The sequence below is a fragment of the Micromonospora sp. WMMC264 genome, assembly GCF_027497275.1.
Lineage (GTDB): Bacteria > Actinomycetota > Actinomycetes > Mycobacteriales > Micromonosporaceae > Micromonospora > Micromonospora chalcea.
In genome coordinates this window covers 3748641-3771637 of the sequence record NZ_CP114907.1, presented here as the reverse complement: position 1 = coordinate 3771637, position 22997 = coordinate 3748641, and the positions used below count along the sequence as shown (strand labels likewise).

Sequence of the window (22997 nt, the reverse complement as noted above, 5' to 3'; positions counted from 1 at the left end):
CGTGTCCGTTCCGTACCACCGCAACCTGGTCGACGGCGAGTGGGTCGACGGCGAACGCCGGCCGAACCTCAACCCGGCCCGCCCCGGCGAGGTCGTCAGCGAGTACGCGGTCGCCGACCGGGACACCGCCCGCGCGGCGGTCGAAGCGGCCCGCCGGGCCGGTCCCGGATGGGCGAAGCTGCCCGTCGGCGACCGGATGCGGATGCTGGACCGCATCGGCGCCACCATCCTGGACCGCGCCGACGACCTCGCCACGCTGCTCGCCCGCGAGGAGGGCAAGCTGCTCGCCGAGGCCCGCGGCGAGGTCGTCCGTGCCGGCCAGACGTTCCGCTACTACGCCCACCAGCTGCTCCAGCCCACCGGTGAGGTCTACGCCTCCACCCGCCCGAACGTGCACGCCGAGGTCCGCCGCCGTCCACTGGGCGCGGTCGGGATCATCACGCCGTGGAACTACCCGCTGGCGATTCCGGCGTGGAAGGTCGCGCCGGCGCTCGCGTACGGCAACACCGTCGTGCTCAAACCCGCCGAGCTGGTACCCGCCAGCGCCGGGGAGCTCGCCCGGATCATCGCCGACGCCGGTGTCCCGCCCGGCGTGTTCAACCTGGTCGTCGGCGCCGGCTCGGTGGTCGGGGAGGAACTGCTCACCAGCGACGGCCTCGACGGCATCTCGTTCACCGGCGGCACCCGCACCGGCGCGCACGTCGCCCAGCGCTGCATCGCCCACGGCAACAAGCGGTTCCAGCTGGAGATGGGCGGCAAGAACCCGCTCGTAATCTGCGACGACGCCGACCTGGACGTGGCGGTGCGCTGCGCGCTGGACGGCAGCTTCTTCAGCACCGGCCAGCGCTGCACCGCGTCCAGCCGGCTGATCGTGACGGCCGGCATCCACGACCGGTTCGTCGCGGCGCTGGCCGAGGCGACGCAGGCGCTGCGGGTCGGCGACCCGCTCGACCCGGACAGCCAGCTCGGCCCGGTGGTCAGCACCGGCCAGCTCGACCAGAACCTCGACTACGTCCGGATCGGACGCGACGAGGGCGCGGCGGTGGCGGCCGGCGGTACGCACGACGGGCAGTTCATGCGGCCCACCCTGCTCGTCGGCGCGCACAACGACATGCGGGTGGCCCGGGAGGAGATCTTCGGCCCGGTGTCCTGCGTGATCCGCGCCGAGAACCTCGACGAGGCGATCGAGCTGGCCAACGACACCGACTACGGGCTGTCCGCCGGGATCGTCACCACCTCCCTGTCTGCTGCCGAACGGTTCAAGCGCGACGCCCGCGCCGGCATCGTCACCGTCAACCTGCCCACCGCCGGCACCGAACTGCACCTGCCGTTCGGCGGCACCGGGGCGTCCAACCACGGCCCCCGCGAGCAGGGCGGCTACGCCCGCGACTTCTACAGCGTGCCGGTGACCTGCTACACCGGCTGGTAAGGACGGCAATGTCCCCGCAGATCCTGCTCACCGAGCCCATCGCCGAGGCCGGGATGCGGCTGCTGCACGCCGCCGGTGAGGTACGCGTCGCCCACCTCACCGACCCCGCCGCGCTCGCCGCCGGGCCGCTCGCCACCGCCGACGCGCTCGTGGTGCGCTCCTCACCGGTGACCGCCGCGATGCTGGAGGCCGCGCCCCGGCTCAAGGTCGTCGGCCGGCACGGCGCCGGGCTGGACGGCATCGATCTGGCCGCCGCGCAACGGCTCGGCGTCCCCGTCGTCGGCACGCCCGGCGCCAACGCCGAGTCGGTGGCCGAGTTCGTCGTGCTGGCCGCGCTCGCGCTCGCCCGGCAGCTCACCCCCGCCGTGACCACGCTTGCCGCCGGCGGCTTCCCGCCCGGCCGGTCACTGCCCGGCTCGGTCGTCGCCGCCGGACTGACCGGCACCATGCTCACCGGCCGCACGCTGGGACTCGTCGGCCTCGGCGCGATCGGCCGGGGCGTCGCCGCCCGCGCCCGCGGGATGGGCATGACGGTCCTCGGGTACGACGTGGCGGTCACCGAGCCGCCGGACGGCGTACACCTGGTGGACCTGGACCGGCTGCTCGCCGAATCGGACGTGGTCAGCCTGCACGTGCCCCAGACGCCGCAGACCACCGGCCTGATCGGCGCCGCCGCCCTGGCCCGGATGCGGCCGCACGCGCTGCTCGTCAACACCGCGCGGGCCGGCGTGGTCGACGGCGCGGCGGTGCTCGCCGCGCTCGACGCCGGCCGGCTGCGCGGCTACGCGGTCGACGTGTTCGCGCCCGAACCGCCCGCCGCCGACGACCCGATGCTGCACCACCCCCGCGTCCTCGCCACCCCGCACATGGCGGCGATGACCACCGACGCGCTCGACGCGATGGCCGTCGCCGTGGCGCGCGGCGTCCTCGCCCACCTGGAAGGAACCCGTACGTGACACTGACCGTCCCCGCGTCCGCCCTCGACTACTTCGGTGTGGACACGCTCGTCGACGACGACACCCGGGAACTCCAGGCCGCCGTGCGCGGCTTCGTGGACCGGCGGATCCGGCCGGAGATCGCCGGCTGGTACGAGGCGGGCCGGCTGCCGGTACGGGAACTGGCCCGGGAACTCGGTGAGCTCGGCGTGCTCGGGATGCACCTGGAGGGCTACGGCTGCGCCGGCACCTCGGCCGTCGCGTACGGCCTGGCCTGTTTCGAACTGGAGGCGGGCGACTCGGGCCTGCGGTCCCTGGTCTCGGTGCAGGGCTCGCTGGCCATGTACGCGATCTGGCGGTTCGGCTCCGAGGAGCAGAAGCGCGAATGGCTGCCCCGGATGGCCGCCGGGGAGGCGATCGGCTGCTTCGGGCTCACCGAACCGGACTTCGGCTCGGACCCGGCCGGCATGCTCACCCGGGCCCGCCGCGACGGCGGCGACTGGGTGCTCAACGGCACCAAGATGTGGATCACCAACGGCTCGGTGGCCGACGTCGCCGTGGTGTGGGCCCGCACCGACGAGGGCATCCGGGGTTTCGTCGTACCGGCCGGCACGCCCGGGTTCACCGCGCCGGAGATCACCCGCAAGCTCTCCCTGCGCGCCTCGGTGACCTCCGAGCTGGTCCTCGACGACGTCCGGCTGCCCGCCGACGCGATGCTGCCCGGCGCGGCCGGCCTGTCCGGGCCGCTGACCTGCCTCAACGAGGCCCGCTTCGGTATCGTCTTCGGCGCGCTCGGCGCCGCGCACGACTGCCTGCAGACCACCGTCGCGTACGCCCGCAGCCGGCAGATCTTCGACAAGCCGCTCGCCGCGTACCAGGCCACCCAGCTCAAGCTCGCCGACATGGCGCTGGAACTGGGCAAGGGGATGCTGCTGGCGATGCAGATCGGCGCCCTGAAGGACGCCGGCACGCTGGACCACCGGCAGATCAGCCTGGGCAAGCTCAACAGCGTGCGGGAGGCCATCGCCATCGCCCGCGAGTGCCGGACGATCCTCGGCGCGGCCGGCATCACGCTCGACTACCCGGTGCTGCGGCACGCGAACAACCTGGAGTCGGTGCTCACCTACGAGGGCACCTCCGAGGTGCACCAGCTGATCATCGGGCAGACGCTCACCGGTCACGCGGCCTTCCGCTGACCGGCCGCGCCGCCGGTGACCGCGGGCCCGGCCCGTGATCGGGCCGGGCCCGCGGCCTACCGCTTGACCAGGTTGCGCAGCGCGGACAGCAGCGACCGGTGGCTCACCTCGGCGTAGATCTTCTTGTCCGGTCCGAACAGGACCACGTACGGGCACTGCTGGTCGTCGCCGCCCATGGTCTTGTCCAGCAGCCGGCGCCCGGTCGCCACCTCGTACGCCCGCAGGCGGTAGGTGGCCTTGAGCAGCGTCAGCGTGTCCGGCTTCGGGTCGTCGTAGCGGCACTTGCGGATCGTCGTGCCGGTGCTCGTCCGGTCGAGGCAGGCGACCATCTGCACAGCCTTCGGGTCCTCCGACGCCCAGGTCCGTTCCACCCGCTTCGACAGGCCCTCGTCGTAGTAGTAGACCTGGTCGTGGCGGCGGCCCGTGCCCGTGTCGGTGCCGACGAGCAGCGCCACCGGGTGCGGCGCCGCCCCGGCGCGCTTCGGCGACTGCGGGAAGTAGAGGACGCCGTCGCACACGTCGTTCAGGTCGGAGATCTGCGCCGCCGGGAAGTCGCTGGGCTGCGGCCCGCGCGTCGAGGGCTCCACGCTCGCCGTCGCACCCGGAGTTGGCGTCGCGCCGGACGACCGCCAGGGCGCCACCGGCGGCGCGGCCGGCTCCGGCTCGGCCACCTCGCGTGGTGAGGAACCCAGCAGGAACGCGCCGCCGATCAGGCCCGAGCACGCCACCAGCAGCAGCACGCTCAGCGCCGCGACGGCAATGACCAGACCGCGGTTGCGGCCGGTCGACGGCGGACCGGGCGGAGGGTACGGCCCGTACGGCGGGGCCGACCACGCCACCACTGCGGGTGGCTCCGCGTCCCCCGCCGCTCCCTGATCCGATCCGGCCCCCGTGTCGGACATGCGCATTCCCCCGTCGAACCCGTGCGAGCGCGCAACTTATCAGGATCCGCCGCCCGGGGATGCCCGTACTAGATGGTTGCGCTACCTAGATGGCGGCGCTACCGTCGTCCGGTGTGAACGTCGCGTCAGGAGCGGGATGAACCAGGAACGGCGGGCGCAGTGGCTGCGCGGAGTGCTCGACCTCTGCGTGCTCGCGCTGCTGAGCCGGGGCGAGTCCTACGGCTACGAGCTGTCCCAGGCGCTGCGCGCCCACGGGCTGGGCGCGGTACAGGGCGGCACCCTCTACCCGGTGCTGTTGCGGTTGCAGCGCTCCGGCCTGCTCACCGCCCACTGGCGGGAGGGCGGAACCGGCCCCGCGCGCAAGTACTACCGGATCAGCCCGGAGGGCAGCGCGGCGTTGCGGGCGGCCGCGAACGACTGGAGCGCCTTCGCGTCGAGCGTCGGCACGATACTGAGCGAGGAGCCGAAGCGGTGAACCACGACCTCTGGCTCGCCGCCCTCACCGGCGAGCTGCGCCGGCACGGGGTGGGGCCCGACCTGACCGGTCACGTCGTCGCCGAGGCGGCCACCCACCTGCTCGACAGCGGGGAACCGCCCCTGCGGGTCTTCGGCGCGCCGCAGACGTACGCCCAGGCGGTGGTCGACAGCCTCGGCGGCCCCGACGTGCGTCCGCCGCGCCGCCAGCCCGGACCGGTGCGGCTCGCCGCGCGGGGCATCACGAAGCGCTACCGGGGGCGGACCGTCCTGGACCGGGTCGACCTCACCGTCCGGGCGGGCGAGATCGCGGCGGTGGTCGGCGCCAACGGCGCCGGCAAGAGCACGTTCCTGCGGATCTGCGCCGGCCTGCTGAGCCCGGACGCGGGCACCGTCGACGTGCACGGCACACTCGGCTACTGCCCGCAGGACGGCGGCACCGCCGAGTTCCTCAGTCCCGACGAGCACTTCGTGCTGATCGGCGCCGGCCGAGGGCTGGGCCGCACGGCGGCGCGGCGGGCCGGGCGCGCGGAGGCGGCCGGCCTGGAGTGGACGCCGCCGCGGCGCACCCAGGCGCGGCACCTCTCCGGCGGCACGCGGCAGAAGCTCAACCTGGTGCTGGCCCGGCTCGGCGAGCCGGACGTGCTGCTGCTCGACGAGCCCTACCAGGGGTTCGACAGGGGCACCTACCTCGACTTCTGGCACGAGGTGTGGCGGTGGCGCGACGCCGGCAAGGCCGTCGTGGTCGTCACCCACCTGCTCAACCAGCTCGACCGCGTCGACGTCGTGCTCGACCTTTCCGGGGAGCGGAACGCATGAGCCGGACCCTCGTGGTGGCCGAGGCCGCCCTGCGCGAGCTGCTGCGCCGCCGTACCGTGCTGGTCATCCTGCTGTTGATGCCGCTGGCCTTCTACCTGAGCCGCCGCGGCGACTTTCTCGGGCAGTCGATCCGCTTCGTCTGCCTCGGCCTGGGCTGGGCGCTCAGCACCGCCGCGCTGTTCGCGGGCAGCGCGGCGCGGGGCATGGAACCCCGCCTGCGGCTCTCCGGCTACGGCAGCCGGCACCTGGTGCTCGGCCGGCTGCTCGCGCTCTGGACCGTCGGCGTGCTGCTGTCCACGCCGTACTTCCTGCTCGTCCTGGCCGACCAGCGCGACGTCCGGTACGGCGCGATCGCGCTGATCATGGTGCTGACCGTGTTCGTGTCGGCGCCGTTCGGCCTGCTGCTGAGCGCCGTGCTGCCGCGCGAGCTGGAGGGCACGCTGGTGCTGCTGACGGTGGTCGGTCTCCAGATGGTGATGGACCCGGCGGGCAGCGCCACCCGGGCGCTGCCGTTCTGGTTCAGCCGCGAGCTCGCCACGTACGCCGTCGACCACACCGACGGCGGCTACCTCACCCGGGGCCTGACCCACGGGCTGGTCTTCGCTGTCGCGCTCACGGTGCTGGTCGTGGTGGCCGCCGCGGTGCGACTGCGGCAGCGCCGGCACCTGCGCCTGGCCACCTGACCCCCGCGCCCGGCGGACCGGATCGAACCGCGGGGCGTGGCAGGATCGGCCGGGTGCAGATCGGGTTGCTCGGGCCGTTCCAGGTCACCCTCGACGGCGGCGTCCCGGCCGACGTGCCGGGCGCGCGGCTGCGCGGGCTGCTGGCCGCCCTCGCGCTCCAGCCCGGCCGGGTGGTTCCGAAGGCGACGCTCGTCGACTGGATCTGGGGCGAGCACCCGCCCGCCGACGCCGCCAACGCGCTGCAACGCCTCGTCTCCCGGCTGCGCAAGGCGCTGCCGGCGGGCGTCGTCGACGGGTTGCCCGACGGCTACCGGCTCGCCGTCGAGCCCGACGCCGTCGACGCCGTACGGTTCGAACGCCTGCTGCTGCGGGCCCGCGACGGCGACGGGCCGCAGCGGGTACGGCTGCTGCGCGAGGCGCTCGGGCTGTGGCGCGGCGACGCGCTGCGCGACATCGGCCTGCCCGACAGCCCGGCGCTCGACGCGGCGGCCACCCGGCTGGAACGGCTGCGCCTGACCGCAACCGAGGACCGGTACGACGCGGAGACCGGGCCCGACCTGATCCCGGAGCTGACCGACCTGGTGGCCGCCCATCCGGTGCGCGAGCGGCTCGCCATGGCGCTGATGCGCGCGCTCGTCGCGGGCGGCCGGGACACCGAGGCGCTGCTCGTCTACCGGCGCACCGCCGACGCGCTCGCCGACGCCTTGGGCGCCGACCCGTCCCCGGAACTGTCGGCGCTGCACGTCGCGCTGCTGCGCGGCGAGACGGTACGCCGGGAGGACACCCGCCGGACCAACCTGCGCGCCGAGCTGACCAGCTTCGTCGGCCGGGACGCCGACCTCGCTGCGGTCGGTGCGCTGGTGGCCGAACACCGGCTCACCACGCTCACCGGCCCGGGCGGCTCGGGGAAGACCAGGCTGGCCACCGAGACCGGGCGCCGGTTGACCGGCGACCTGCCGGACGGCGTGTGGCTGGTGGAGTTCGCGGCCGTCAGCGCCGACGGGGACGTGGTGCAGGCGACGATCTCCGGGCTCGGCCTGCGGGACGCGCTGCTCGGCGACGCGGGCAGCGCGGAACCGCTCGACCGGCTGGTGGCGGCGATCCGGGACCGGGAGATGCTGCTGATCCTGGACAACTGCGAACACGTCGTCGAGGCGGCGGCGACGCTGGCGTACCGGCTGCTCGGCGAGTGCCGGCGGCTGCGGATCCTGGCCACCAGCCGGGAGCCGCTGGGCATCACCGGGGAGGCGTTGTGGCCGGTCGCGCCGCTGGGCCTGCCCGGCGGCGACGCCGCTGCCACCGAGGTCGAGTCGTCGCCCGCCGTGCGCCTGCTGCGGGACCGGGCCGCCGCCGTCCGCCGCGACCTGGCGTACGACGGCCACACGTCGGTGACCATGGCGCGGATCTGCCGCGCGCTCGACGGCATGCCGCTGGCCATCGAGCTGGCCGCGGCACGGTTGCGCGCCATGTCCGTCGACCAGCTCGCCACCCGGCTCGACGACCGGTTCCGGCTGCTCACCGGCGGCAGCCGGACCGCCCTGCCCCGGCACCGGACGTTGCGCGCGATGGTCGACTGGAGCTGGGAACTGCTCAGCGACGCCGAACGCGCGGTGCTCCGCCGGCTGTCGGTGTTCTCCGGCGGGGCGGGCCTGGACGCGGCCGAGCGGGTCTGCGCCGGCGGTGCCGTCGCGCCGGGCGACGTGCTCGACCTGCTCACCGCGCTGACCGAGAAGTCGCTGCTGGTCGCCGCCGGCGACGTCGCGCCGCGCTACCGGATGCTCGGCACGATCAAGGAGTACGCCGCGCAGCGGCTCGCCGAGGCGGGGGAGGCGGACACCGCGCGCCGCGCGCACCTGGCGTACTTCACCGCGCTGGCCGAGACCGCCGAGCCGCGGCTGCGCCGCGCCGACCAGCTCACCTGGCTCGCCCGGCTGGACGCCGAACACGACAACATCACCGCCGCGATGCGTGGCGCGCTCGCCGCGGGTGAGGGACCCGAGGCGATGCGGCTCGCGGCCGGCGCCGGCTGGTACTGGTGGCTCGGCGGACACCGCACCGAGGGCATGGAACTGATCACCGCGGCCACCGAGGCGCCCGGTGAGGTGCCCGACGACACCCGGGCCGTGGTGTACGGACTGGTGGTGCTGTTCCTCAGCTCCGGGCCGGGCGACGCGCAGCACGCGGCCGAGTGGATCCACAAGGCGTACCGGCTGAGCGGGGAGGGCCGCGGCGGCCACCCGGAGCTGGCCCTGGTCGTGCCGATGGAGCGGATGCTGCGGGAGCCGGACGCGCTGCTGCCCGCCTGGGAGTCGCTGCTCGACCACGACGACCCGTGGGTACGCGCGCTGGCCCGGCTGCACCTGGGCAAGCTGCGGGTCATCCTCGGCATGGAGGCGGCGCAGGCGGAGGCGTGCCTGCGGCAGGCGCTCGCCGAGTTCCGGGCGGTGGGCGAACGCTTCGGGATCTCGTTCGCGCTCAGTGAGCTGGCCGAGCTGATCGCCGTGCGCGGTGACGTCGCCGCCGCCTGCGACTACTACGAGCAGGCGGTCACGGCGGTCACCGAGGTCGGCGCCGTCGAGGACGTGATCCGGATGCGGGCACGGCTGTCCTGGCTGTACCGGCTGGGCGGCGACGAGGCGGCGAGCGCCGACGCGCTGGCCGAGGCGCACCGGCTCGCCGCCGGGGTCGCCTGGCCGGGGGCGCTGGCCGAACTGGCGCTGGTCCGGGCGTACCTGGCCCGCCACGACGGTGACGCGGACGAGGCGTACGCGCAGCTGCGGTCCGTGTCGGCGCTGCTCGGCGACGAGGCGGACCTGGCCAGTGTCCGGGCGGGCACCCAGGATCTGCTGGGTTACCTGGCCGAGGACGTCGAGCTGTCGCGTACCCATCGGGCGGCGGCGTGCCGCGCGGCGCGCGAGGGCGGCTACGCGCCGCTGACCGCGCAGGTGCTCGTCGGTGTCGCGGACCTGGCGGTGCGGCTGGACCGGCCGGACCAGGCGGCGCGGCTGCTCGGCGCCGCCACCGCGGTACGCGGCCAGCCCGACCGCACCCACCCCGACGTGCCCCGGATCGAGGCGGCGGCGCGCGACCGCCTCGGCGACGCGGGGTTCGCCGAGGCGGTCGCGCAGGGCCGGGAGACCGGCTGGGAGCGACTGGTCGAGGTCACGCTCGCTTCGTGAACGTGGACCGCGCCCACAGGTAGCCGACCACCGCGATGCCGGCGCACCAGGCGAGCGCGGGGATCACGTCGCCGGCCGACGGTGCGCCCTCGAGCAGGCCGCGCAGCGTCTCGATGATCGGCGTGAACGGCTGGTACTCGGCGAACTGCCGCACGCCCGGCCCCATCTTGTCGGCGGGCACGATCGCGCTGCTGAAGAACGGCAGCAGGACCAGCGGCACGGAGGCCATGCCCGCCGACTCCGGCGACTTGGCGAACAGGCCCAGCGCGACGGTGAACCAGCTGACCGCGACGCTGAGCAGCACCACCACGCCAGCCGCGCCGAGCCAGTGCAGCGGCTCGGCGGCCGGGCGGAAGCCGAGCAGGAACGCCACCCCGACCAGGGCCGCGACCGCGAGGACGTTCGTCAGCACGGTGGCCACGACGTGGCCGGTCAGCACCGCGCCCCGGGACACGTGCATGACCTTGAACCGGTTGATGATGCCCTTGGTCATGTCGGAGTTCACCGACGTCGCGGTGCCGCCGAGGCCGTAGCAGACCGCCAGCAGCATCAGGCCCGGCGTCGCGTAGTCGACGTAGTCGACGCCGACGGAGAACGCGTCGCCGAGCATGTAGACGAACATCAGCATCACGATGATCGGCATCAGCACGGCGTTGAACACCGAGGTCGGGTTGCGGCGCAGGTGCGTCAGGTTGCGGCGCAGCATGACGACCGAGTGGTTGCTGCTCATTTGGCGGCCACCTCCGGGGTACGGCCGGTCAGGGCCAGGAAGACGTCGTCGAGGTCGGGGGTCTGGACGGACAGGTCGTCGGCGCTGATCGCGTGCGCGTCGAGCCGGTCGAGCAGGGCGCGCAGCGCCGCCGTTCCGCCGTCGGTGGGCACGCGCAGGGCCAGCGCCTCCTCGTCGCGTACCGCCTCGGGCAGCACCAGCGCCGCCGCGTCCAGTTCGGCGCCGGTGCCGAACCGCAACCGCACGTGCGTGCCGGGGATCCGGCGCTTCAGCTCCTCCGGCGTGCCCTGGGCGACCAGCCGGCCCTGGTCGAGCACCGCGATCCGGTCGGCGAGGCGGTCGGCCTCGTCGAGGTACTGGGTGGTGAGGAAGACTGTCACGCCGCCTGCGACCAGCTCCCTGATGATCGACCACATGGTGCGGCGGCTGCGCGGGTCCAGCCCGGTCGTCGGCTCGTCCAGGAAGATGATCCGCGGCTCGCCGACCAGCGTCATCGCGAGGTCCAGTTTGCGGCGCATGCCCCCGGAGTACGTCGACACCAGCTTGTCGGCGGCCTCGACCAGGTCGAACCGTTCCAGCAGTTCGGCGACGACCCGCTTGCCGGTCACCCGGTTGCGCGGCCCGAGGTCGACCATCAGTTGCAGGTTCTCCCGCCCGGTGAGCAGTTCGTCCACCGCCGCGAACTGCCCGGTCACGCCGATCGCCGCGCGTACCGCCCTGGCCTCGGTGACCACGTCATGCCCGGCGACCCGCACCGATCCGGCGTCGGCGCGGATCAGCGTGGTCAGGATGTTCACGGTCGTGGTCTTGCCGGCCCCGTTCGGGCCGAGGAGGGAGAAGATCGTGCCGGCGGGGACGTCCAGGTCGATGCCGTCGAGCACCACCCGGTCCTTGTACGCCTTGCGCAGCCCGGAGACCGCTATCGCTGAACTCGTCATGCGACCACCATGGGCGGCCGTACCGCCACCGCCCTGACACGGCGCTGACACGGCCGCTGACAGCTTGTCGGTGGGGCGGCGTACGGTCCCGCCGTGGATCGGGAGACGTTCCGGGAGGCGCTCGACGCCGCCGACCGGGCTGCTCCCGTCCCGGCGTCGCCGAATCGGCTGGCCCCGGCGCGCCAGGTCGGCGAGCATGTCGGCATGGCCGGTTCGACGGGTGCGAGGCTGCCGCTTCAGGGCGGGCTGCCACCCGGCGAGGCGCTGACCGGCGCGGTGCGGGAGATCGCCTGCGACGAGTCCGGATTCTCCGGCACCAACCTGCTCGACCCGGCCACCCCGGTGATCGTCCACGCCAGCGTCGACCTGGGCCGCGACGAAGCCGCCGAGCTGATCCGTACGCTGCGGTCCGGGTTCCGGTTCTCGCCCGACGAGGTCAAGTCCCGGCAGTTCCTGCGCCGCCGCGAAGCCGCCGAGGCGGTGCAGTGGTTCCTGTCCGCGCTACGCGGCCGGGCCCACGTGCACCTCGTCGACAAGGAGTTCTTCCTCGCCACCCGGGTCGTCGACCTGCTGCTGGCCGAGCCCTCGTACGCGGCGGGCACTCGCCTCGCCGGTGACCGGCGTCCGGCCGCGGCGGCGCTGCACCGGGCCGGGCGGGCGGCCGGGCCCGACTGGGCGGCCTTCCTCGCCGCAGTGGTCGAGATGCTGCGCACCAAGCGGCGGGACCGCGCGGACGACCGTAGCGTCGAGCGGTTCTTCGCCGCGCGCGACGTGCTGCGGCGCCACGTCGACGACACGCGGGCCGGCGCGGTCCTCGACGCGCTCGACCCGGCCCGCGTGGCAGCGGTGCAGGCCCGGTTGTACGCGGGTGACCGGACGATTCCGCCACCGCTGGAACCGCTGCTGCCGGCGCTGGCCGAGACCGTCCTGCACTGGAGCGCCGGCCGGCGGCGGGTGCTGGTGATCCACGACGAGCAGAGCGCGCTCACCGAGGACCGGCTCCGCCGCCTCCAGGCGGCGCTGGCCGCCAGCGACCCGGCCGGCCCGTCGCCGCTGGCCGGACTGGTGATGACCGACTCGCGCGACGACCCGCGCGTCCAGGCCGCCGACCTGCTCGCCGGGGTGGCCCGCCGGATGCCCGGCGTCCCCGGCGACGGGCCGTTGCGCCCGCTGCTGTCCCCGCCCGGCGCGAACGCCGCAGCCGTGCCGGCGGAACAGGAGGCTACGTGATCCTGAGTGGCGTGACGCCTCGCCCCGGGGTGCACTGCGAGACCACCACGCTCGGCGTGCTGACCCGGCACGCGGGCCTGGACCTCTCCGAGCCCATGCTGTTCGGCCTCGGCGAGGGGCTCGGCTTCGTCTACTGGGACGCCAAGAGCATGGACGTGCCGTTCCTCGGCGGGCGCACCAAGCCGCTGTGCGTGACCCGCGCCGCCGCCGACCGCCTCGGCCTGGACCTTCGGGTACGGGAGACGACGTCGGCGGCGAAGGCGTGGCGCGACGTCACCGACGCGCTGGACGCCGGGCAGCCGGTCGGCCTGCAACTGGACTCGTACCACCTGGACTACTTCACCACCCGGGTCCACTTCGGTGGGCACACCGTCGCGATCTATGGCTACGACGACACCCACGCCTACCTGGTCGACACCGCCCAGCAGGGCGGCGCGGTGACCACCACGCTGGACAGCCTGGCCCGGGCCCGTGCCGCGCGGGGGCCGATGACCGCGCGCCACCTGTCGTACACGCTCACCGCGCCCGGCGGTCCGCCGGACCTGGGCACGGCGATCCGCGCGGCGGTTCGCGCCAACGCCGGGGCGTTCCTCGACCCGCCGATCGCCAACCTCGGCCACCGGGGGATCGCCACCGCCGCCGCCCGGGTGACCCGCTGGCTGGACCGCGCCGCCGACCCGGCACGTGACCTGCCGCTCGCCGCGACGCTGATGGAACGCGGCGGCACCGGCGGCGCGCTGTTCCGCGCCATGTACCGGGACTTCCTCGCCGAGGCCGCCACCGTCACCGGCGACGCCCACCTGCGCCGGGCGCAGCTGATGTACGCCGACATCGCGCCGCTGTGGACCGCCGTCGCCGACCACATCGCCACCGCCGGGCGGACCGGCGACGCCGGCCACCTGGCCCGCGCGTCGGCGGTCCTGGCCGACCTGGCCGTACGCGAACGCGAGGCGATGACGGTGCTGGCCGCGGTCGACGCGCGGTAGGCGTCAGCTCAGCTGCTCGGCCAGCGCCACGATGACGCCCGCCGGGCCGCGCAGGTAGCACAGCCGGTAGACGTCCCCGTAGTCCGCCACCTCACCGATCAGCTCACCGCCGTGGGCCCGCAGCCGGGCCACCGTGTCGTCGACGTCGTCGACGGCGAACATGACTGACCGCAGGCCGAGCGTGTTCGGCGGCGCGGCCGGCGGTTCGGCGGCGACGAGTGCCGGCGCCCGGAACCGCGTCAGTTCGAGCTTGCCGTGGCCGTCCGGCGTCCGCATCATCGCGATGTCGACACGCACGCCGTCGATGCCGTTGACCCGGTCCACCCAGGCCCCCTCGACCGGCATCTCGCCCTCCACCTCCATGCCGAGTTCGGTGAAGAAGGCGATCGCGGCCGGCAGGTCGTCCACCACGACGCTGACGTGGTCCATCCGCTGAAGCGTCACGCCCCGAGCATAGGGCGACGTCCGGCCTGGTCAGCTCATGTCGAGCGTGTACGCCGCCTCCCGCACGTCGGTGTCCGGATGGCGGCGCAACCCGATCAGCAGGTCCCGCCACGGCGTCTTCCAGCCGAACTCCGACCCGTGTGCGACGAGCGCCACCGCGAACAGCCCGCCGGCGAGGTCGCCGCGCCCGCCGAGGTGGGCCACCGTGTCGGCGAGTACCGCCGGGTCGGGCCGCTGCCGCAGGTCGCGCAGCCGGTGGCCGACGTGTTCGGCGGTGCGGACCGCTACCACCGGGCGGCCGGCGCAGAGCGCGGCGACCTCGTCCAGGTTGTCCAGCCGGCCGAGGTCGACGAGCAGCCGGGTGGCCGTACCCATGAAGCCCTCCCGGCCGGCGAGCCACCGCGCGGCCGCGACCAGCCCGGCCCGGTCGGCGCCGGCGGGCCGGCTGGCGGACCACAGAGCCGCACCGATCGCGAGCAGCTCGATCCGCCGCCGGGCGGGCCGGTCGGTCACCGGACCGCCCGGATCGTCGTCGGCCGCGTCCCGCTGGACCAGCCGCTCCAGCGCGGCCCGGAAGACCGTGTCACCACCGGCTCGCAGCAGGTTCGCCACCCCGATGCTCGGCGTCGTCTCGTCCGGGTCGGTGAGCCGGTCCACGACCAGGTCGGTGACGCCGGTCAGCCACGGCCACCATTCCCCGAGCGCGGCGAACGCGGCCCGCCGGACCTCCCGGTCCGCGGCCCGGCACGCCGCCACGAGCAGCGCCGCGTAGGCGCGGCGGTGGCGTTCCGAGATCCCGGACGGGTACGCGCCGAGCACCGCCCGCCGCTCCTCGCGGCCGGCGTGCACCGCCGCCCGCAGCACGGTCCAGCTCGCCTCGGGCCCGAGCCGCTGCCGGGCAGCGGAGACGATCGCCGCCCGCACGTCGCGGTGCGTCTCCGGGTCGGCGTACGTGTCGGCGAGCGTCGCCAGCACGTCCACCGGCGCGTAGCGGGCCAGGAGCCGGGCGGCCTCCTTGCGGCTGGTGACCTTCGCGGCGCCGGTCAGCACCCCGCCCAGCAGTTCGGCGAGCCGGGCCGGTGGGACGTGCCGTGCGGCCCGCCCCGCGGCGTACAGCGCGACGCGCGCCCGGTCGCTGTCGGCGTACCGGAGCAGCACCGGGAACGCCTCGTCCGGCCGGTCGGTCCGGACCAGCGCGCCGAGCGCCGCCTCGGCCACCGGCACCTCGGGCGCGTCGAGGTGGCGCAGCACCAGCTCCCGTCCGGCCGGGCCGACCACGGCGGCGGCGTGGACCGCCGCCGCCCGCTGCCACACCCGGTGACCGGAGTCGGCGACGACGCGCGCCTGCAGCGACACGAAGCGTTCCTGCTGGCGGGGGAGCCATCGCCGGGCGTGCGGCGCGGTGTCGGGCACCCACCGCTTTCCCTTCTCCACGAACCGGCCGCGCGGGGGCCGGTCCAGCACCCGGTCGAGCAGGTCGGTGCGGGACGTGCAGATCGTCGTCCACACCTCGTGGATCGCCACCGCCGAGGCGTCGACGTCGAGGACCTCCTCGACGCGCCGTGCGCGGGTATGCGGGTCGGCGAGCCAGAGCGCGACCGCCGTCCGGGCCACCGGGGGCAGCGTGTCCGGCCCGATCGCCCGGCGCAGCAGGTCCTGGAGCTCGGGCAGGCGCCAGGCGCGGCGGCCGAGCGCGTGGGTGAGCGCGAACAGCAGCCCGTACCGCGCGCGTGTCATGCCGGACTCGAGCCGGTCGCGCAGCCGGCCGAACACCACAGTCTCCTGGCCGCGCCGCAGCACCGTGTCGAGCCGGTGCAGGATCGGCACGTTCGCGTCGCTGCTCACCAGGTCGATGGTGAGCAGCGCCCACTCGGCCAGTTCCGGCACGTCGACGTGGTACGTGAGCGTTTCGGCGGCGAGGCGGCTCAACGCGTTGGTGGTGGCCGCCGAGGTGTCCCGGGCGTCGACCACGTCGGTGGTGAGCCCGGTCAGCCCGCCCGCGGTCGTGGCGGTGAGCAGCGGCGCCACAGTGGCGAGCGCGGTGAGCGCGGCCGCGCGTACCGGGTCCTGCTCGTTGCGCAGCCGGCCGAGCCGGACCACCACCTGGGCCACCGTGCGCGGGTCGCGGGAGCGTCGCGCGGCCGCCACCAGCAGCCGCCAGCCGTCCGCCCGTTCGTCCGCGTCGCCCGAGCGCAGCGCCGCGCTCGCCGACGCGGACGCCGCCGGCCACGGCAGGTACGCGCTCCAGAACCGCACCTGCTCCTCCCGCTCGCGGACGGACGGCAGGGTCAGCACCCGGCCCGCCTCGCGCGCCCGCACCGCCGCCGGCAGCACCTCCATCACCTGGGCGCCCGGCAGCAGCGCGGTGGTGTCGGTGTCGGCGAGCGCGGCGTCGTACAGCTCGGCGCGGCGGCTCGGCGCGACCGCGCGCAGCAACGCGGCCAGCGCATGGTCGTGCTCCCGCAGCCGGGCGGCCAGCGGGATCAGGTCGCCGGTGGGCAGCGCGGCGAGGCGGCGTAGCAGCGCCCGGGGCAGCGCGATCCGGGCCAGCCAGGCCGCGCGCCCCGGCGGCGTGAGCAGGCGTACGACCCGGCTCGCGTCGTGCGCGGCGAGCCGCCCGTACGCGATGAGCGGGCCGGGCAGTGAATCCTCGGGCGCGTACCGGTCGAGCAGGTCCAGCGCCCGCGCCGGATCAGCCCGCAGCACCGCGCCGGCGACCTCGCCCCAGATCCGCCCGCGCGACTCGGGCGGGGCCGTGGCCAGCCGCTCGCCGGCCCGTGCGAGCACGATGTCGGCGTGCCGGCGCATCAGCCGTTCCGGGTTCAGCGCGTGTTCCAGGTCGGGCAGCAGGGCGCGTACCGTCTCGGCGCCGCAGGCCGGCAGCAGCGCGGCGGCCTCGTGGTCGCCGAACCGGTCGCGGACCGTGGTGATCAGCGCGTCGGCGAGGACCGGCGCCGGGCGGCGGCGCAGCGCCCGGTAGACCCGCCGGCGGGTGGCCGCCGGCCGGTCGGTCAGGTCGGCGGGCGTCACGCCGGCCCGCACGGCGGCGGTCAGCGCGGTGGCGGCGATCGACGGATCCCTGTCGGACGTCGCGGCCAGGACGGCCGCGGTGTCCCGGGTCGCCAGCGCGGCGAGCAGCGCGAGACGCCGCTCGTAGGGTCCGTGCCGGCGCAGGTCGGCACAGACCTGTGCCCGGTTGGGCGCGGTGCGTGCCCACGCCACGAGGCGCCGCGTCCGGTCGCGGTGGGACAGCGGATCGAGGGCGGTCAGCAGGTCGCGGGCGGGGGTGAGCACGGCGCTCATTGTGCCGGTGCGCGAGTCGCCGTGGGGCCCGTCACGCCCATTCCGCAATTCCTATGGAAATTGTAGATTTTCAGCGTTCTCCCAGGTGACCGGGATTGACATTAATCGGACCGTCGGGGATATTCCTAGCGGCGCGTCGGGGCGCGGGGCGGAGCAGGCGAGGTCTGCGGATTTCACCTGCGTGGCGTGCGGAAAGGTGTTCGTGCTGCCCCTGCTCCGCGGGGTCCGGATGAGGTTGGGAAATGATTAATCGGGCCGTTGAATTCGCCAAGCACAATTCGCCGAATTCTCTGCGCGTCAAGGCCCGGCGGGCGCAGATGGAAGCGCGCAACGCCCGTATGCGACTCACCGTTCCGGTGGCGGCCCGCAGCGAGTTCGCCAACATCTTCCACTGCACCGTCCGCAAGACCGGCAGCCAGTGGATCAAGGCGCTGTTCAGCGATCCGGCCGTCTACCGCCACTGCGGGCTGCTGCCCTACGACCCGCGCTTCTACTCCGGCGGCGCGACCGCGCCGGTGCCCGCCGGCCGCATCGGCCTGGCCATCTTCCTCTCCCACAAGCGGTTCGAGGCGGTGCCCAAGGCCGGCAGCTACCGCGCGTTCTTCGTGATCCGCGACCCGCGCGACGTGGTCGTGTCCAGCTACTTCTCGCTGCGCAACTCGCACGCCCCGATGGGCGACATCCCGCAGGCGCGCAAGGCCCTCCAGGAACTGCCGAAGAAGGAGGGAATGCTCTACGTCATCGACCGGCTGCGCGACAAGAAGCAGTTCGGGCAGATGCGGTCCTGGGCGGTCGCGCCGAGCGACGAGACGTTCCGGCTGTTCCGCTACGAGGACCTGACCGGCGAGCGGCAGGCCGAAGAGGTCGACCAGCTTCTGCGGCACTGTGGGATCACGCTGCCGCCGGCCGAGCTGGAGGCCCTGCTGGCCCGCTACAGCTTCACCAAGATGAAGAAGTCGAAGGAGACCCCCGGGCGGATCTCCCACTACCGCAAGGGCGCGTCCGGCGACTGGCGCAACCACTTCGACGACGACATCTACGCCGCGTACACGGCCGCCGCCGGTGACCTCGCGGAGATCCTCGGCTACCCCGCCCGGGACGACGAGCGGAACGGGCAGGAGTCCGCCGCCCGGTAGTGCGGGCGACAGGGCTGGGTGAGAAGCATGCCGAACCGGGGGATGATCATTGCCTCCCTGGATACCGCCGGGGTGGAGGTAATCGACTTCCACTGGGACTCCGCCGGGCTCCCGGCCTTCGCGGCCTGGATGCTTTCCGCCTGCTCCACCGAGGACGGCAGGGAGGAGGTCGAGTTCATGTTCGACGACTCCCGCCTGATCGAGGGCGCCAACGCGGCGTGGTGGGACTTCGCGTACACGGGCCGGTTGTTCGACGAAGAGGGGTGCTTTCTCGTCTCGGTCGGGCCGGTCGACGGAGAGCCGTCAGCGAGGCCGCACTGGGCCCGGGTGCGGCTGCGCGACGCATGGGACGTCATCGGCAAGGGCGTGGACTGGGGTGTCCTGGGAGGCCCTTCGGGGCGACCCGGCTTCGTCATGATGGCGCTGGACGAGCGTGTGATCGTCGGCGCGACCACCTGGAACGGCTTCATCAGCGTCATGAGGTTGGCAGATCCGACGATGGCCGAGCCGATCCGCCGGGCGATGGGTTTGCGCGACTGAGTCGGAGAGCCAAAACGGCCGTTCCCCGGGCGCCCGACTGCTCGTACCCCGTGGTCGCCGTATGCTCCTGCCGTGGAGCTGCGGTTCACCACGCGCGCGTCCGACTCGGCCTGGATCGACACCGTGTGGACCTGCGTCAGCGACCGGGTCGACGAGATGACCTCGGTGGCGACGCCGTGCTGGGGGCTCGTGTTCTGGCAGCGCGACGGGCGCTCCTACGCGGCCGTCTCCGGCCCCGAGACCGCCACCGGCGCCGCGCCGGTGCCCGAGGGCGCGAGCTTCGTCGGTATCGAGTTCGCGGTCGGCACCTCGCTGCGGCTCGTACCCACGCCTGAGCTTGTGGACAGCGGCGCCGAGCTGCCCGACGTGAGCCGCCGGACGTTCCGCCTCGACGGCGGTTGGTGGGAGACACCCGGCCCGGACGACGCCGAGGCCCTGGTCGAGCGGCTGGTCCGGGCTGGCGTGGTGGTCCGCGACCCGCTCGTCACCGAGACCCTGCGCGGCGGCCGTCCACCGGCGTCACCGCGTACCCTCGAACGCCGCTTCCGGGCCGCGACCGGGCTGACCCGGGGCGCGGTGCGGCAGATCGACCGCGCGCGCCGCGCCGCCGTGCTGCTGGCCGCGGGCGGCCCGCCCGCCGACGCGGTCACCACCTTCGGGTACGTGGACGAGCCGCACCTGGCCCGCGCGCTGCGCCGGTACGTCGGACGGACGGCCGGTGAGCTGCGCGCGGGCGCCGGTGGCGCGATCGCGCTGGACCCGGCTCAGCGGGTCACGTCGTAGATCAGCTTGACGACGCCGTTGGGGTAGGCGGCGCTGTCGCGCAGCCGCAGCGTCTGCCGGTCCCGGTCCGCCCGGGTGAACAGGCCCTTGCCGGCGCCGAGCAGCACCGGGAAGACGAGCAGGTGGTACCGCTCGATCAGGTCCGCCTCGGCGAGACGGCGGGCGAGTTCCGCGCTGCCGTGGATGAAGATGTCGCCGCCGTCGCCCCGCTTGAGCGCGGCCACGTCGGCGGTGGAGCGCAGGATCGTCGTCGGTCCCCAGCCGTCGACCAGCGCGTCGTCGGGCAGGCTGGACGACACCACGTACTTCGGCAGGTCCCGGTAGGCGGCGTGGTCCTCGGAGTCGCGCCAGGTCGGCGCGAACGCCTCGTAGCTGCGCCGCCCGAACATCAGCGCCGTGGTCTGCTCCAGCTCCTCGCCCTTGAGGGAGAACGCCTCGGGCAGGAACTCGACGTCCTTGACGACCCAGCCGCCGCTGCGGTGGTCCTCGCCCGGGCCGCCGCCGGGGGAGTCCACCACGCCATCGAGCGACATGAATCCGGTGTAGACAAGATCACGCATGCGGCAATGCTAGGAACGCCCGCCACCCGGTGTCTTGTACGGAACCGACACGCCCTCAGCAGCCGCACGACGCCCCGGCCGGCGCGGTGAGGTCGTCGGCGGGCCGGCGGACGAGCCCCGCGTCGGTGCGTACCGGGAAGCCCTCCCGCACCCAGTACTCGTATCCGCCGATCATCTCCTTGACCGGCCGGCCGAGCCGGGCGAACTCCAGCGCCGCACGGGTGGCGCCGTCGCAGCCCGGTCCCCAGCAGTAGGTGACCACTGTGGCGTCCGCCGGGATCAGCTCGGCGGCCCGGTCGGCGATCTGCGCGGTGGGCAGGTGGACGGCGCCGGGGATGTGCCCCTGCCGCCACGCCGGGAGGCTGCGCGAGTCGACCACGACCAGGCCGGTCACGCCCGCTTCCAGATCGGCGTGCACGTCGCTGACGTCGGCCTGGAAGGAGAGCCGGGCCGCGTAGTGGGCGACGGCGTCGGCGGGGCGGGCGGCGGGAATGCGCAGGACGTTCGACATGGCACCCATCGTGCCGACCGCCGTCCGGCCGCCCCAGTGGCGTGAGCGCCGCCCTTCGCTAACATCCCGCCATGAACCGTGCCACTGTGGCGGTGCTGGCGTACGAGGGCATGTCGGTGTTCGAGACCGGGATCGTCACCGAGGTCTTCGGCCTGCCCCGCCCGGAGTTCGACGTGCCCTGGTACGAGCTGACCGTCTGCGCGGAGACACCCGGCGCGGTGCGGCTGGTCGGCGGCGCCACGCTGCACACCGACCACGGCCTCGACGTGTTCGCCGGCGCCGGCACGCTGATCGTGCCCGGCGTCGCCGACGTGCACGCCGACCCGTCGCCCCGGCTGACCGCCGCGTTGCGTGCCGCGCACCGGCGGGGCGCCCGGATCGTGTCGATCTGCTCGGGCGCGTTCGCCCTGGCCGGCGCGGGCCTGCTCGACGGCCGCCGGGCCACCACCCACTGGCGGTACGCCGACCTGCTCGCCCGGCGGCACCCGGCGGTACGCGTCGACCCGGACGTGCTGTACGTCGACGACGGGGACGTCCTCACCGGCGCCGGCAGCGCTGCCGGTCTCGACCTCTGCGTCCACCTGGTACGCCGCGACCACGGGCCGACGATCGCCAACGCGGTCGCCCGCCGGCTGGTCGTACCGCCGCACCGCGACGGCGGCCAGGCGCAGTTCGTCGAGGCGCCGGTCCCGGCCGACCCCGGCGACGACCGGCTCGCCGCGAGCATGTCGTGGGCGCTGGCGAACCTGACCGCCGAGATCACCGTGGCCCGGCTGGCCCGGCAGGCGCACATGTCGCCCCGCACGTACCTGCGGCACTTCGCGCGGGCCACCGGCACCACGCCGATCCGCTGGCTGATCGACCGGCGCGTCCAGGCCAGCCTGCCGCTGCTGGAGACGACGAGCGCGCCGATCGAGGAGGTCGCCGCCACTGTGGGGTTCGAGACGGCGGTGACGTTCCGGCACCACTTCACCGCCGCGATGCGGACCTCGCCGTCGGCGTACCGGCGGGCCTTCACCGGGGCGTCAGGCGGCGCTCACGCCCCGGGCAGCGGTACGACGTAGGAGTCGACGCGGGCGATGAGCCCGTCCCGGAACGTGAACAGGTCGTTGAAGGCGAAGCGGAACGGCCCGTGCGCGACGGTGGCGCCCCGGCCCTCGCCGGTGACCACGACGACCGGCCCGTCCTCGATCACGCGCTCGACGTCGAGCCGTGGACTGCCGGTGAACGCGGGGTTCTCGATCTCGCCGTCGAACTCGGCCCGGCCGCGGGTGGTGCGGTGGCCGTGGATGACCCACTCCACGTCGTCGGTGAGGGTGGCGAGGATGCGCTCGTGGTCGCTCGCCCGGAAGCCGGCGAAGTATTCCGCGACCAGGTCACGCTGGGTTGCTCGGGGCACTGTCGTCTCCATCGTCGTGGTGTCGGAGGTGGGCGGCGAGCGCGTCGAGGATCGAGGCGAGCCCGTCCGCGGCCTGATCGGTACGCAACTCGGGCGGAAGCTTGCGCTGGTGCACCGTGAGGTCGGTGCCGTCGCGCGCGGGCCGGAGCGTGACGGTCGTACGCAGGCCGGTGACCGGCTCGTCGAAGACCAGCTCCCGTGGCGGGTCCACGCTGACGTAGACGAACCGGAGCCGCCCGGTCCGGCCGTCCGGCGCGCGTGTGTCGAGGGCGAACTCCCCGCCCGGCCGCAGGTCGACGGTCACCGAGCCCGGCGGCACGCTGGCGTGCGAACCGCCCCAGAACGCGGCGATGCTCGCCGGCGAGGTGAAGGCCGCCCAGACCCGGTCCGGCGCGGCGGGCAGGTGCCGCCGGGCGATCAGCTCGTCGCCGTGCCGTTCGACGCGCGTCCTCACCGGGTCGCCTCCGGGTCGGAGAGGTGCGTCTCCAGCGCGTCGAGACGGTCGTCCCAGGCGCGGCGTTGCTCGTCGATCCACGAGCCGAGCCGGGTGAGCTGGTCGACGCGCAGCCGGCAGGGTCGCCGGGTGCCCTCCCGCCGCTGCTCGACCAGGCCGCACCGGCGCAGCACGCCGACGTGGTGGGAGATCGCCTGCGGCGTCAGGTCGAACGGCTCACCCAGCTCGCCCACGGTGGCCTCCCCGCGCGCGAGGCGGGTCACCAGGGCGCGGCGGACCGGGTCGCCGAGCGCGGCGAAGGCGAGATCGAGGTCCGGATCGGAGCGCATGCCCTCACGCTAGCGCAAATACAGGTTTGCGCAAACA

General features: G+C 74.4%; 23 protein-coding genes. 13 read left to right on the top strand and 10 right to left on the bottom strand.

The window, feature by feature from the left end; all coding sequences use genetic code 11:
• The first annotated feature begins 1 nt into the window (after nucleotide 1).
• Genes O7542_RS16190 through O7542_RS16180 form a run of 3 tightly spaced genes read left to right on the top strand, consistent with a single transcriptional unit; the run spans nucleotide 2 to nucleotide 3560 of the window.
• The gene (locus O7542_RS16190) at nucleotides 2-1429 is read left to right on the top strand and encodes an aldehyde dehydrogenase family protein (protein ID WP_281604825.1); all 1428 of its coding nucleotides are present in this window, start codon (nucleotides 2-4) and stop codon (nucleotides 1427-1429) included.
• A gap of 8 nt (nucleotides 1430-1437) precedes the next feature.
• Nucleotides 1438-2385 (top strand): hydroxyacid dehydrogenase, encoded by a 948-nt coding sequence (locus tag O7542_RS16185; RefSeq protein ID WP_064447416.1) that lies wholly within the window; start codon nucleotides 1438-1440, stop codon nucleotides 2383-2385.
• Nucleotides 2382-3560, top strand: a complete 1179-nt coding sequence (locus O7542_RS16180) for an acyl-CoA dehydrogenase family protein (RefSeq protein ID WP_113973265.1) — start codon at nucleotides 2382-2384, stop codon at nucleotides 3558-3560. The genes O7542_RS16185 and O7542_RS16180 overlap by 4 nt, the downstream gene beginning before the upstream one ends.
• 56 nt (nucleotides 3561-3616) lie before the next feature.
• Here the strand turns inward: O7542_RS16180 and O7542_RS16175 are convergent, their stop codons facing one another.
• Nucleotides 3617-4462, bottom strand: coding sequence for a hypothetical protein (locus tag O7542_RS16175; protein ID WP_281604824.1), 846 nt, complete (start codon nucleotides 4460-4462; stop codon nucleotides 3617-3619).
• A gap of 136 nt (nucleotides 4463-4598) precedes the next feature.
• On the opposite strand from O7542_RS16175, the gene O7542_RS16170 reads away from it, so the two are divergent.
• The 4 genes from O7542_RS16170 to O7542_RS16155 are packed head-to-tail and all read left to right on the top strand — an operon-like array spanning nucleotide 4599 to nucleotide 9617.
• Nucleotides 4599-4937, top strand: coding sequence for a PadR family transcriptional regulator (locus O7542_RS16170; RefSeq protein ID WP_174533405.1), 339 nt, complete (start codon nucleotides 4599-4601; stop codon nucleotides 4935-4937).
• The gene (locus O7542_RS16165) at nucleotides 4934-5755 is read left to right on the top strand and encodes an ATP-binding cassette domain-containing protein (protein ID WP_174533404.1); all 822 of its coding nucleotides are present in this window, start codon (nucleotides 4934-4936) and stop codon (nucleotides 5753-5755) included. The genes O7542_RS16170 and O7542_RS16165 overlap by 4 nt, the downstream gene beginning before the upstream one ends.
• Entirely contained in the window at nucleotides 5752-6438 is a 687-nt protein-coding gene (locus O7542_RS16160; RefSeq protein WP_274477926.1) for a hypothetical protein, read from the top strand. Before O7542_RS16165 ends, O7542_RS16160 begins: the two co-directional genes overlap by 4 nt.
• A gap of 53 nt (nucleotides 6439-6491) precedes the next feature.
• A complete protein-coding gene (locus O7542_RS16155) occupies nucleotides 6492-9617 on the top strand; it encodes a BTAD domain-containing putative transcriptional regulator (RefSeq protein ID WP_281604823.1) in 3126 nt (1041 codons plus the stop codon).
• Here the strand turns inward: O7542_RS16155 and O7542_RS16150 are convergent.
• Both O7542_RS16150 and O7542_RS16145 read right to left on the bottom strand, forming a co-directional pair.
• On the bottom strand, nucleotides 9601-10347 hold the full coding sequence (locus O7542_RS16150; RefSeq protein WP_281604822.1) for an ABC transporter permease: 747 nt from the start codon (nucleotides 10345-10347) through the stop codon (nucleotides 9601-9603). The genes O7542_RS16155 and O7542_RS16150 overlap by 17 nt on opposite strands.
• A complete protein-coding gene (locus tag O7542_RS16145) occupies nucleotides 10344-11285 on the bottom strand; it encodes an ATP-binding cassette domain-containing protein (RefSeq protein WP_281604821.1) in 942 nt (313 codons plus the stop codon). The genes O7542_RS16150 and O7542_RS16145 overlap by 4 nt, the downstream gene beginning before the upstream one ends.
• 93 nt (nucleotides 11286-11378) lie before the next feature.
• Between O7542_RS16145 and O7542_RS16140 the strand changes: the two genes are divergently transcribed.
• Both O7542_RS16140 and O7542_RS16135 read left to right on the top strand, forming a co-directional pair.
• On the top strand, nucleotides 11379-12515 hold the full coding sequence (locus O7542_RS16140) for a DUF3800 domain-containing protein (protein ID WP_281604820.1): 1137 nt from the start codon (nucleotides 11379-11381) through the stop codon (nucleotides 12513-12515).
• A gap of 11 nt (nucleotides 12516-12526) precedes the next feature.
• A complete protein-coding gene (locus tag O7542_RS16135; protein WP_281604819.1) occupies nucleotides 12527-13501 on the top strand; it encodes a BtrH N-terminal domain-containing protein in 975 nt (324 codons plus the stop codon).
• 3 nt (nucleotides 13502-13504) lie between these two features.
• Here the strand turns inward: O7542_RS16135 and O7542_RS16130 are convergent, their stop codons facing one another.
• Both O7542_RS16130 and O7542_RS16125 read right to left on the bottom strand, forming a co-directional pair.
• Nucleotides 13505-13930: a VOC family protein gene (locus O7542_RS16130; RefSeq protein ID WP_166457565.1), complete on the bottom strand. Its 426-nt coding sequence runs from the start codon at nucleotides 13928-13930 to the stop codon at nucleotides 13505-13507.
• 45 nt (nucleotides 13931-13975) lie between these two features.
• Nucleotides 13976-17248, bottom strand: coding sequence for a hypothetical protein (locus tag O7542_RS16125; protein WP_281604818.1), 3273 nt, complete (start codon nucleotides 17246-17248; stop codon nucleotides 13976-13978).
• Between the two features lie 242 nt (nucleotides 17249-17490).
• Between O7542_RS16125 and O7542_RS16120 the strand changes: the two genes are divergently transcribed.
• The 3 genes from O7542_RS16120 to O7542_RS16110 all read left to right on the top strand — a co-directional run bounded on the left by O7542_RS16120 (nucleotide 17491) and on the right by O7542_RS16110 (nucleotide 19707).
• On the top strand, nucleotides 17491-18384 hold the full coding sequence (locus O7542_RS16120) for a sulfotransferase domain-containing protein (protein WP_064447423.1): 894 nt from the start codon (nucleotides 17491-17493) through the stop codon (nucleotides 18382-18384).
• Nucleotides 18385-18411: 27 nt separating this feature from the next.
• Nucleotides 18412-18924 (top strand): hypothetical protein, encoded by a 513-nt coding sequence (locus O7542_RS16115; RefSeq protein WP_274477933.1) that lies wholly within the window; start codon nucleotides 18412-18414, stop codon nucleotides 18922-18924.
• 72 nt (nucleotides 18925-18996) lie between these two features.
• On the top strand, nucleotides 18997-19707 hold the full coding sequence (locus O7542_RS16110) for a helix-turn-helix domain-containing protein (protein ID WP_043325179.1): 711 nt from the start codon (nucleotides 18997-18999) through the stop codon (nucleotides 19705-19707).
• On the opposite strand, the gene O7542_RS16105 is transcribed toward O7542_RS16110, so the two are convergent.
• Nucleotides 19689-20267 carry a dihydrofolate reductase family protein gene (locus O7542_RS16105; RefSeq protein ID WP_043325178.1) on the bottom strand — a complete coding sequence of 193 codons (579 nt, stop codon included), beginning with the start codon at nucleotides 20265-20267 and terminating at the stop codon, nucleotides 19689-19691. The two genes, O7542_RS16110 and O7542_RS16105, sit on opposite strands and share 19 nt — an antisense overlap.
• Before the next feature lie 55 nt (nucleotides 20268-20322).
• The gene (locus O7542_RS16100; RefSeq protein WP_281604817.1) at nucleotides 20323-20787 is read right to left on the bottom strand and encodes a rhodanese-like domain-containing protein; all 465 of its coding nucleotides are present in this window, start codon (nucleotides 20785-20787) and stop codon (nucleotides 20323-20325) included.
• 62 nt (nucleotides 20788-20849) lie between these two features.
• Here O7542_RS16100 and ftrA point away from each other — a divergent pair, with 62 nt between their 5' ends.
• Nucleotides 20850-21842 (top strand): transcriptional regulator FtrA, encoded by a 993-nt coding sequence (gene ftrA, locus O7542_RS16095; RefSeq protein ID WP_281604816.1) that lies wholly within the window; start codon nucleotides 20850-20852, stop codon nucleotides 21840-21842.
• Here the strand turns inward: ftrA and O7542_RS16090 are convergent.
• Genes O7542_RS16090 through O7542_RS16080 form a run of 3 tightly spaced genes read right to left on the bottom strand, consistent with a single transcriptional unit; the run spans nucleotide 21815 to nucleotide 22960 of the window.
• The gene (locus O7542_RS16090) at nucleotides 21815-22177 is read right to left on the bottom strand and encodes a nuclear transport factor 2 family protein (protein ID WP_043325175.1); all 363 of its coding nucleotides are present in this window, start codon (nucleotides 22175-22177) and stop codon (nucleotides 21815-21817) included. The two genes, ftrA and O7542_RS16090, sit on opposite strands and share 28 nt — an antisense overlap.
• On the bottom strand, nucleotides 22155-22631 hold the full coding sequence (locus O7542_RS16085; RefSeq protein ID WP_043325174.1) for an SRPBCC domain-containing protein: 477 nt from the start codon (nucleotides 22629-22631) through the stop codon (nucleotides 22155-22157). Before O7542_RS16085 ends, O7542_RS16090 begins: the two co-directional genes overlap by 23 nt.
• Nucleotides 22628-22960 (bottom strand): metalloregulator ArsR/SmtB family transcription factor, encoded by a 333-nt coding sequence (locus O7542_RS16080; RefSeq protein WP_064447430.1) that lies wholly within the window; start codon nucleotides 22958-22960, stop codon nucleotides 22628-22630. The genes O7542_RS16085 and O7542_RS16080 overlap by 4 nt, the downstream gene beginning before the upstream one ends.
• Nucleotides 22961-22997: the final 37 nt, after the last annotated feature.

Coding starts and splice junctions, on each gene's coding strand:
- O7542_RS16185 (WP_064447416.1), top strand. CDS start 1,438: ATGTCCCCGCAGATCCTGCTCACCGAGCCCATCGCCGAGGCCGGGATG.
- O7542_RS16175 (WP_281604824.1), bottom strand. CDS start 4,462: ATGTCCGACACGGGGGCCGGATCGGATCAGGGAGCGGCGGGGGACGCG.
- O7542_RS16170 (WP_174533405.1), top strand. CDS start 4,599: ATGAACCAGGAACGGCGGGCGCAGTGGCTGCGCGGAGTGCTCGACCTC.
- O7542_RS16160 (WP_274477926.1), top strand. CDS start 5,752: ATGAGCCGGACCCTCGTGGTGGCCGAGGCCGCCCTGCGCGAGCTGCTG.
- O7542_RS16150 (WP_281604822.1), bottom strand. CDS start 10,347: ATGAGCAGCAACCACTCGGTCGTCATGCTGCGCCGCAACCTGACGCAC.
- O7542_RS16145 (WP_281604821.1), bottom strand. CDS start 11,285: ATGACGAGTTCAGCGATAGCGGTCTCCGGGCTGCGCAAGGCGTACAAG.
- O7542_RS16130 (WP_166457565.1), bottom strand. CDS start 13,930: ATGGACCACGTCAGCGTCGTGGTGGACGACCTGCCGGCCGCGATCGCC.
- O7542_RS16125 (WP_281604818.1), bottom strand. CDS start 17,248: ATGAGCGCCGTGCTCACCCCCGCCCGCGACCTGCTGACCGCCCTCGAT.
- O7542_RS16120 (WP_064447423.1), top strand. CDS start 17,491: ATGATTAATCGGGCCGTTGAATTCGCCAAGCACAATTCGCCGAATTCT.
- O7542_RS16115 (WP_274477933.1), top strand. CDS start 18,412: ATGCCGAACCGGGGGATGATCATTGCCTCCCTGGATACCGCCGGGGTG.
- O7542_RS16105 (WP_043325178.1), bottom strand. CDS start 20,267: ATGCGTGATCTTGTCTACACCGGATTCATGTCGCTCGATGGCGTGGTG.
- O7542_RS16100 (WP_281604817.1), bottom strand. CDS start 20,787: ATGGGTGCCATGTCGAACGTCCTGCGCATTCCCGCCGCCCGCCCCGCC.
- ftrA (WP_281604816.1), top strand. CDS start 20,850: ATGAACCGTGCCACTGTGGCGGTGCTGGCGTACGAGGGCATGTCGGTG.
- O7542_RS16080 (WP_064447430.1), bottom strand. CDS start 22,960: ATGCGCTCCGATCCGGACCTCGATCTCGCCTTCGCCGCGCTCGGCGAC.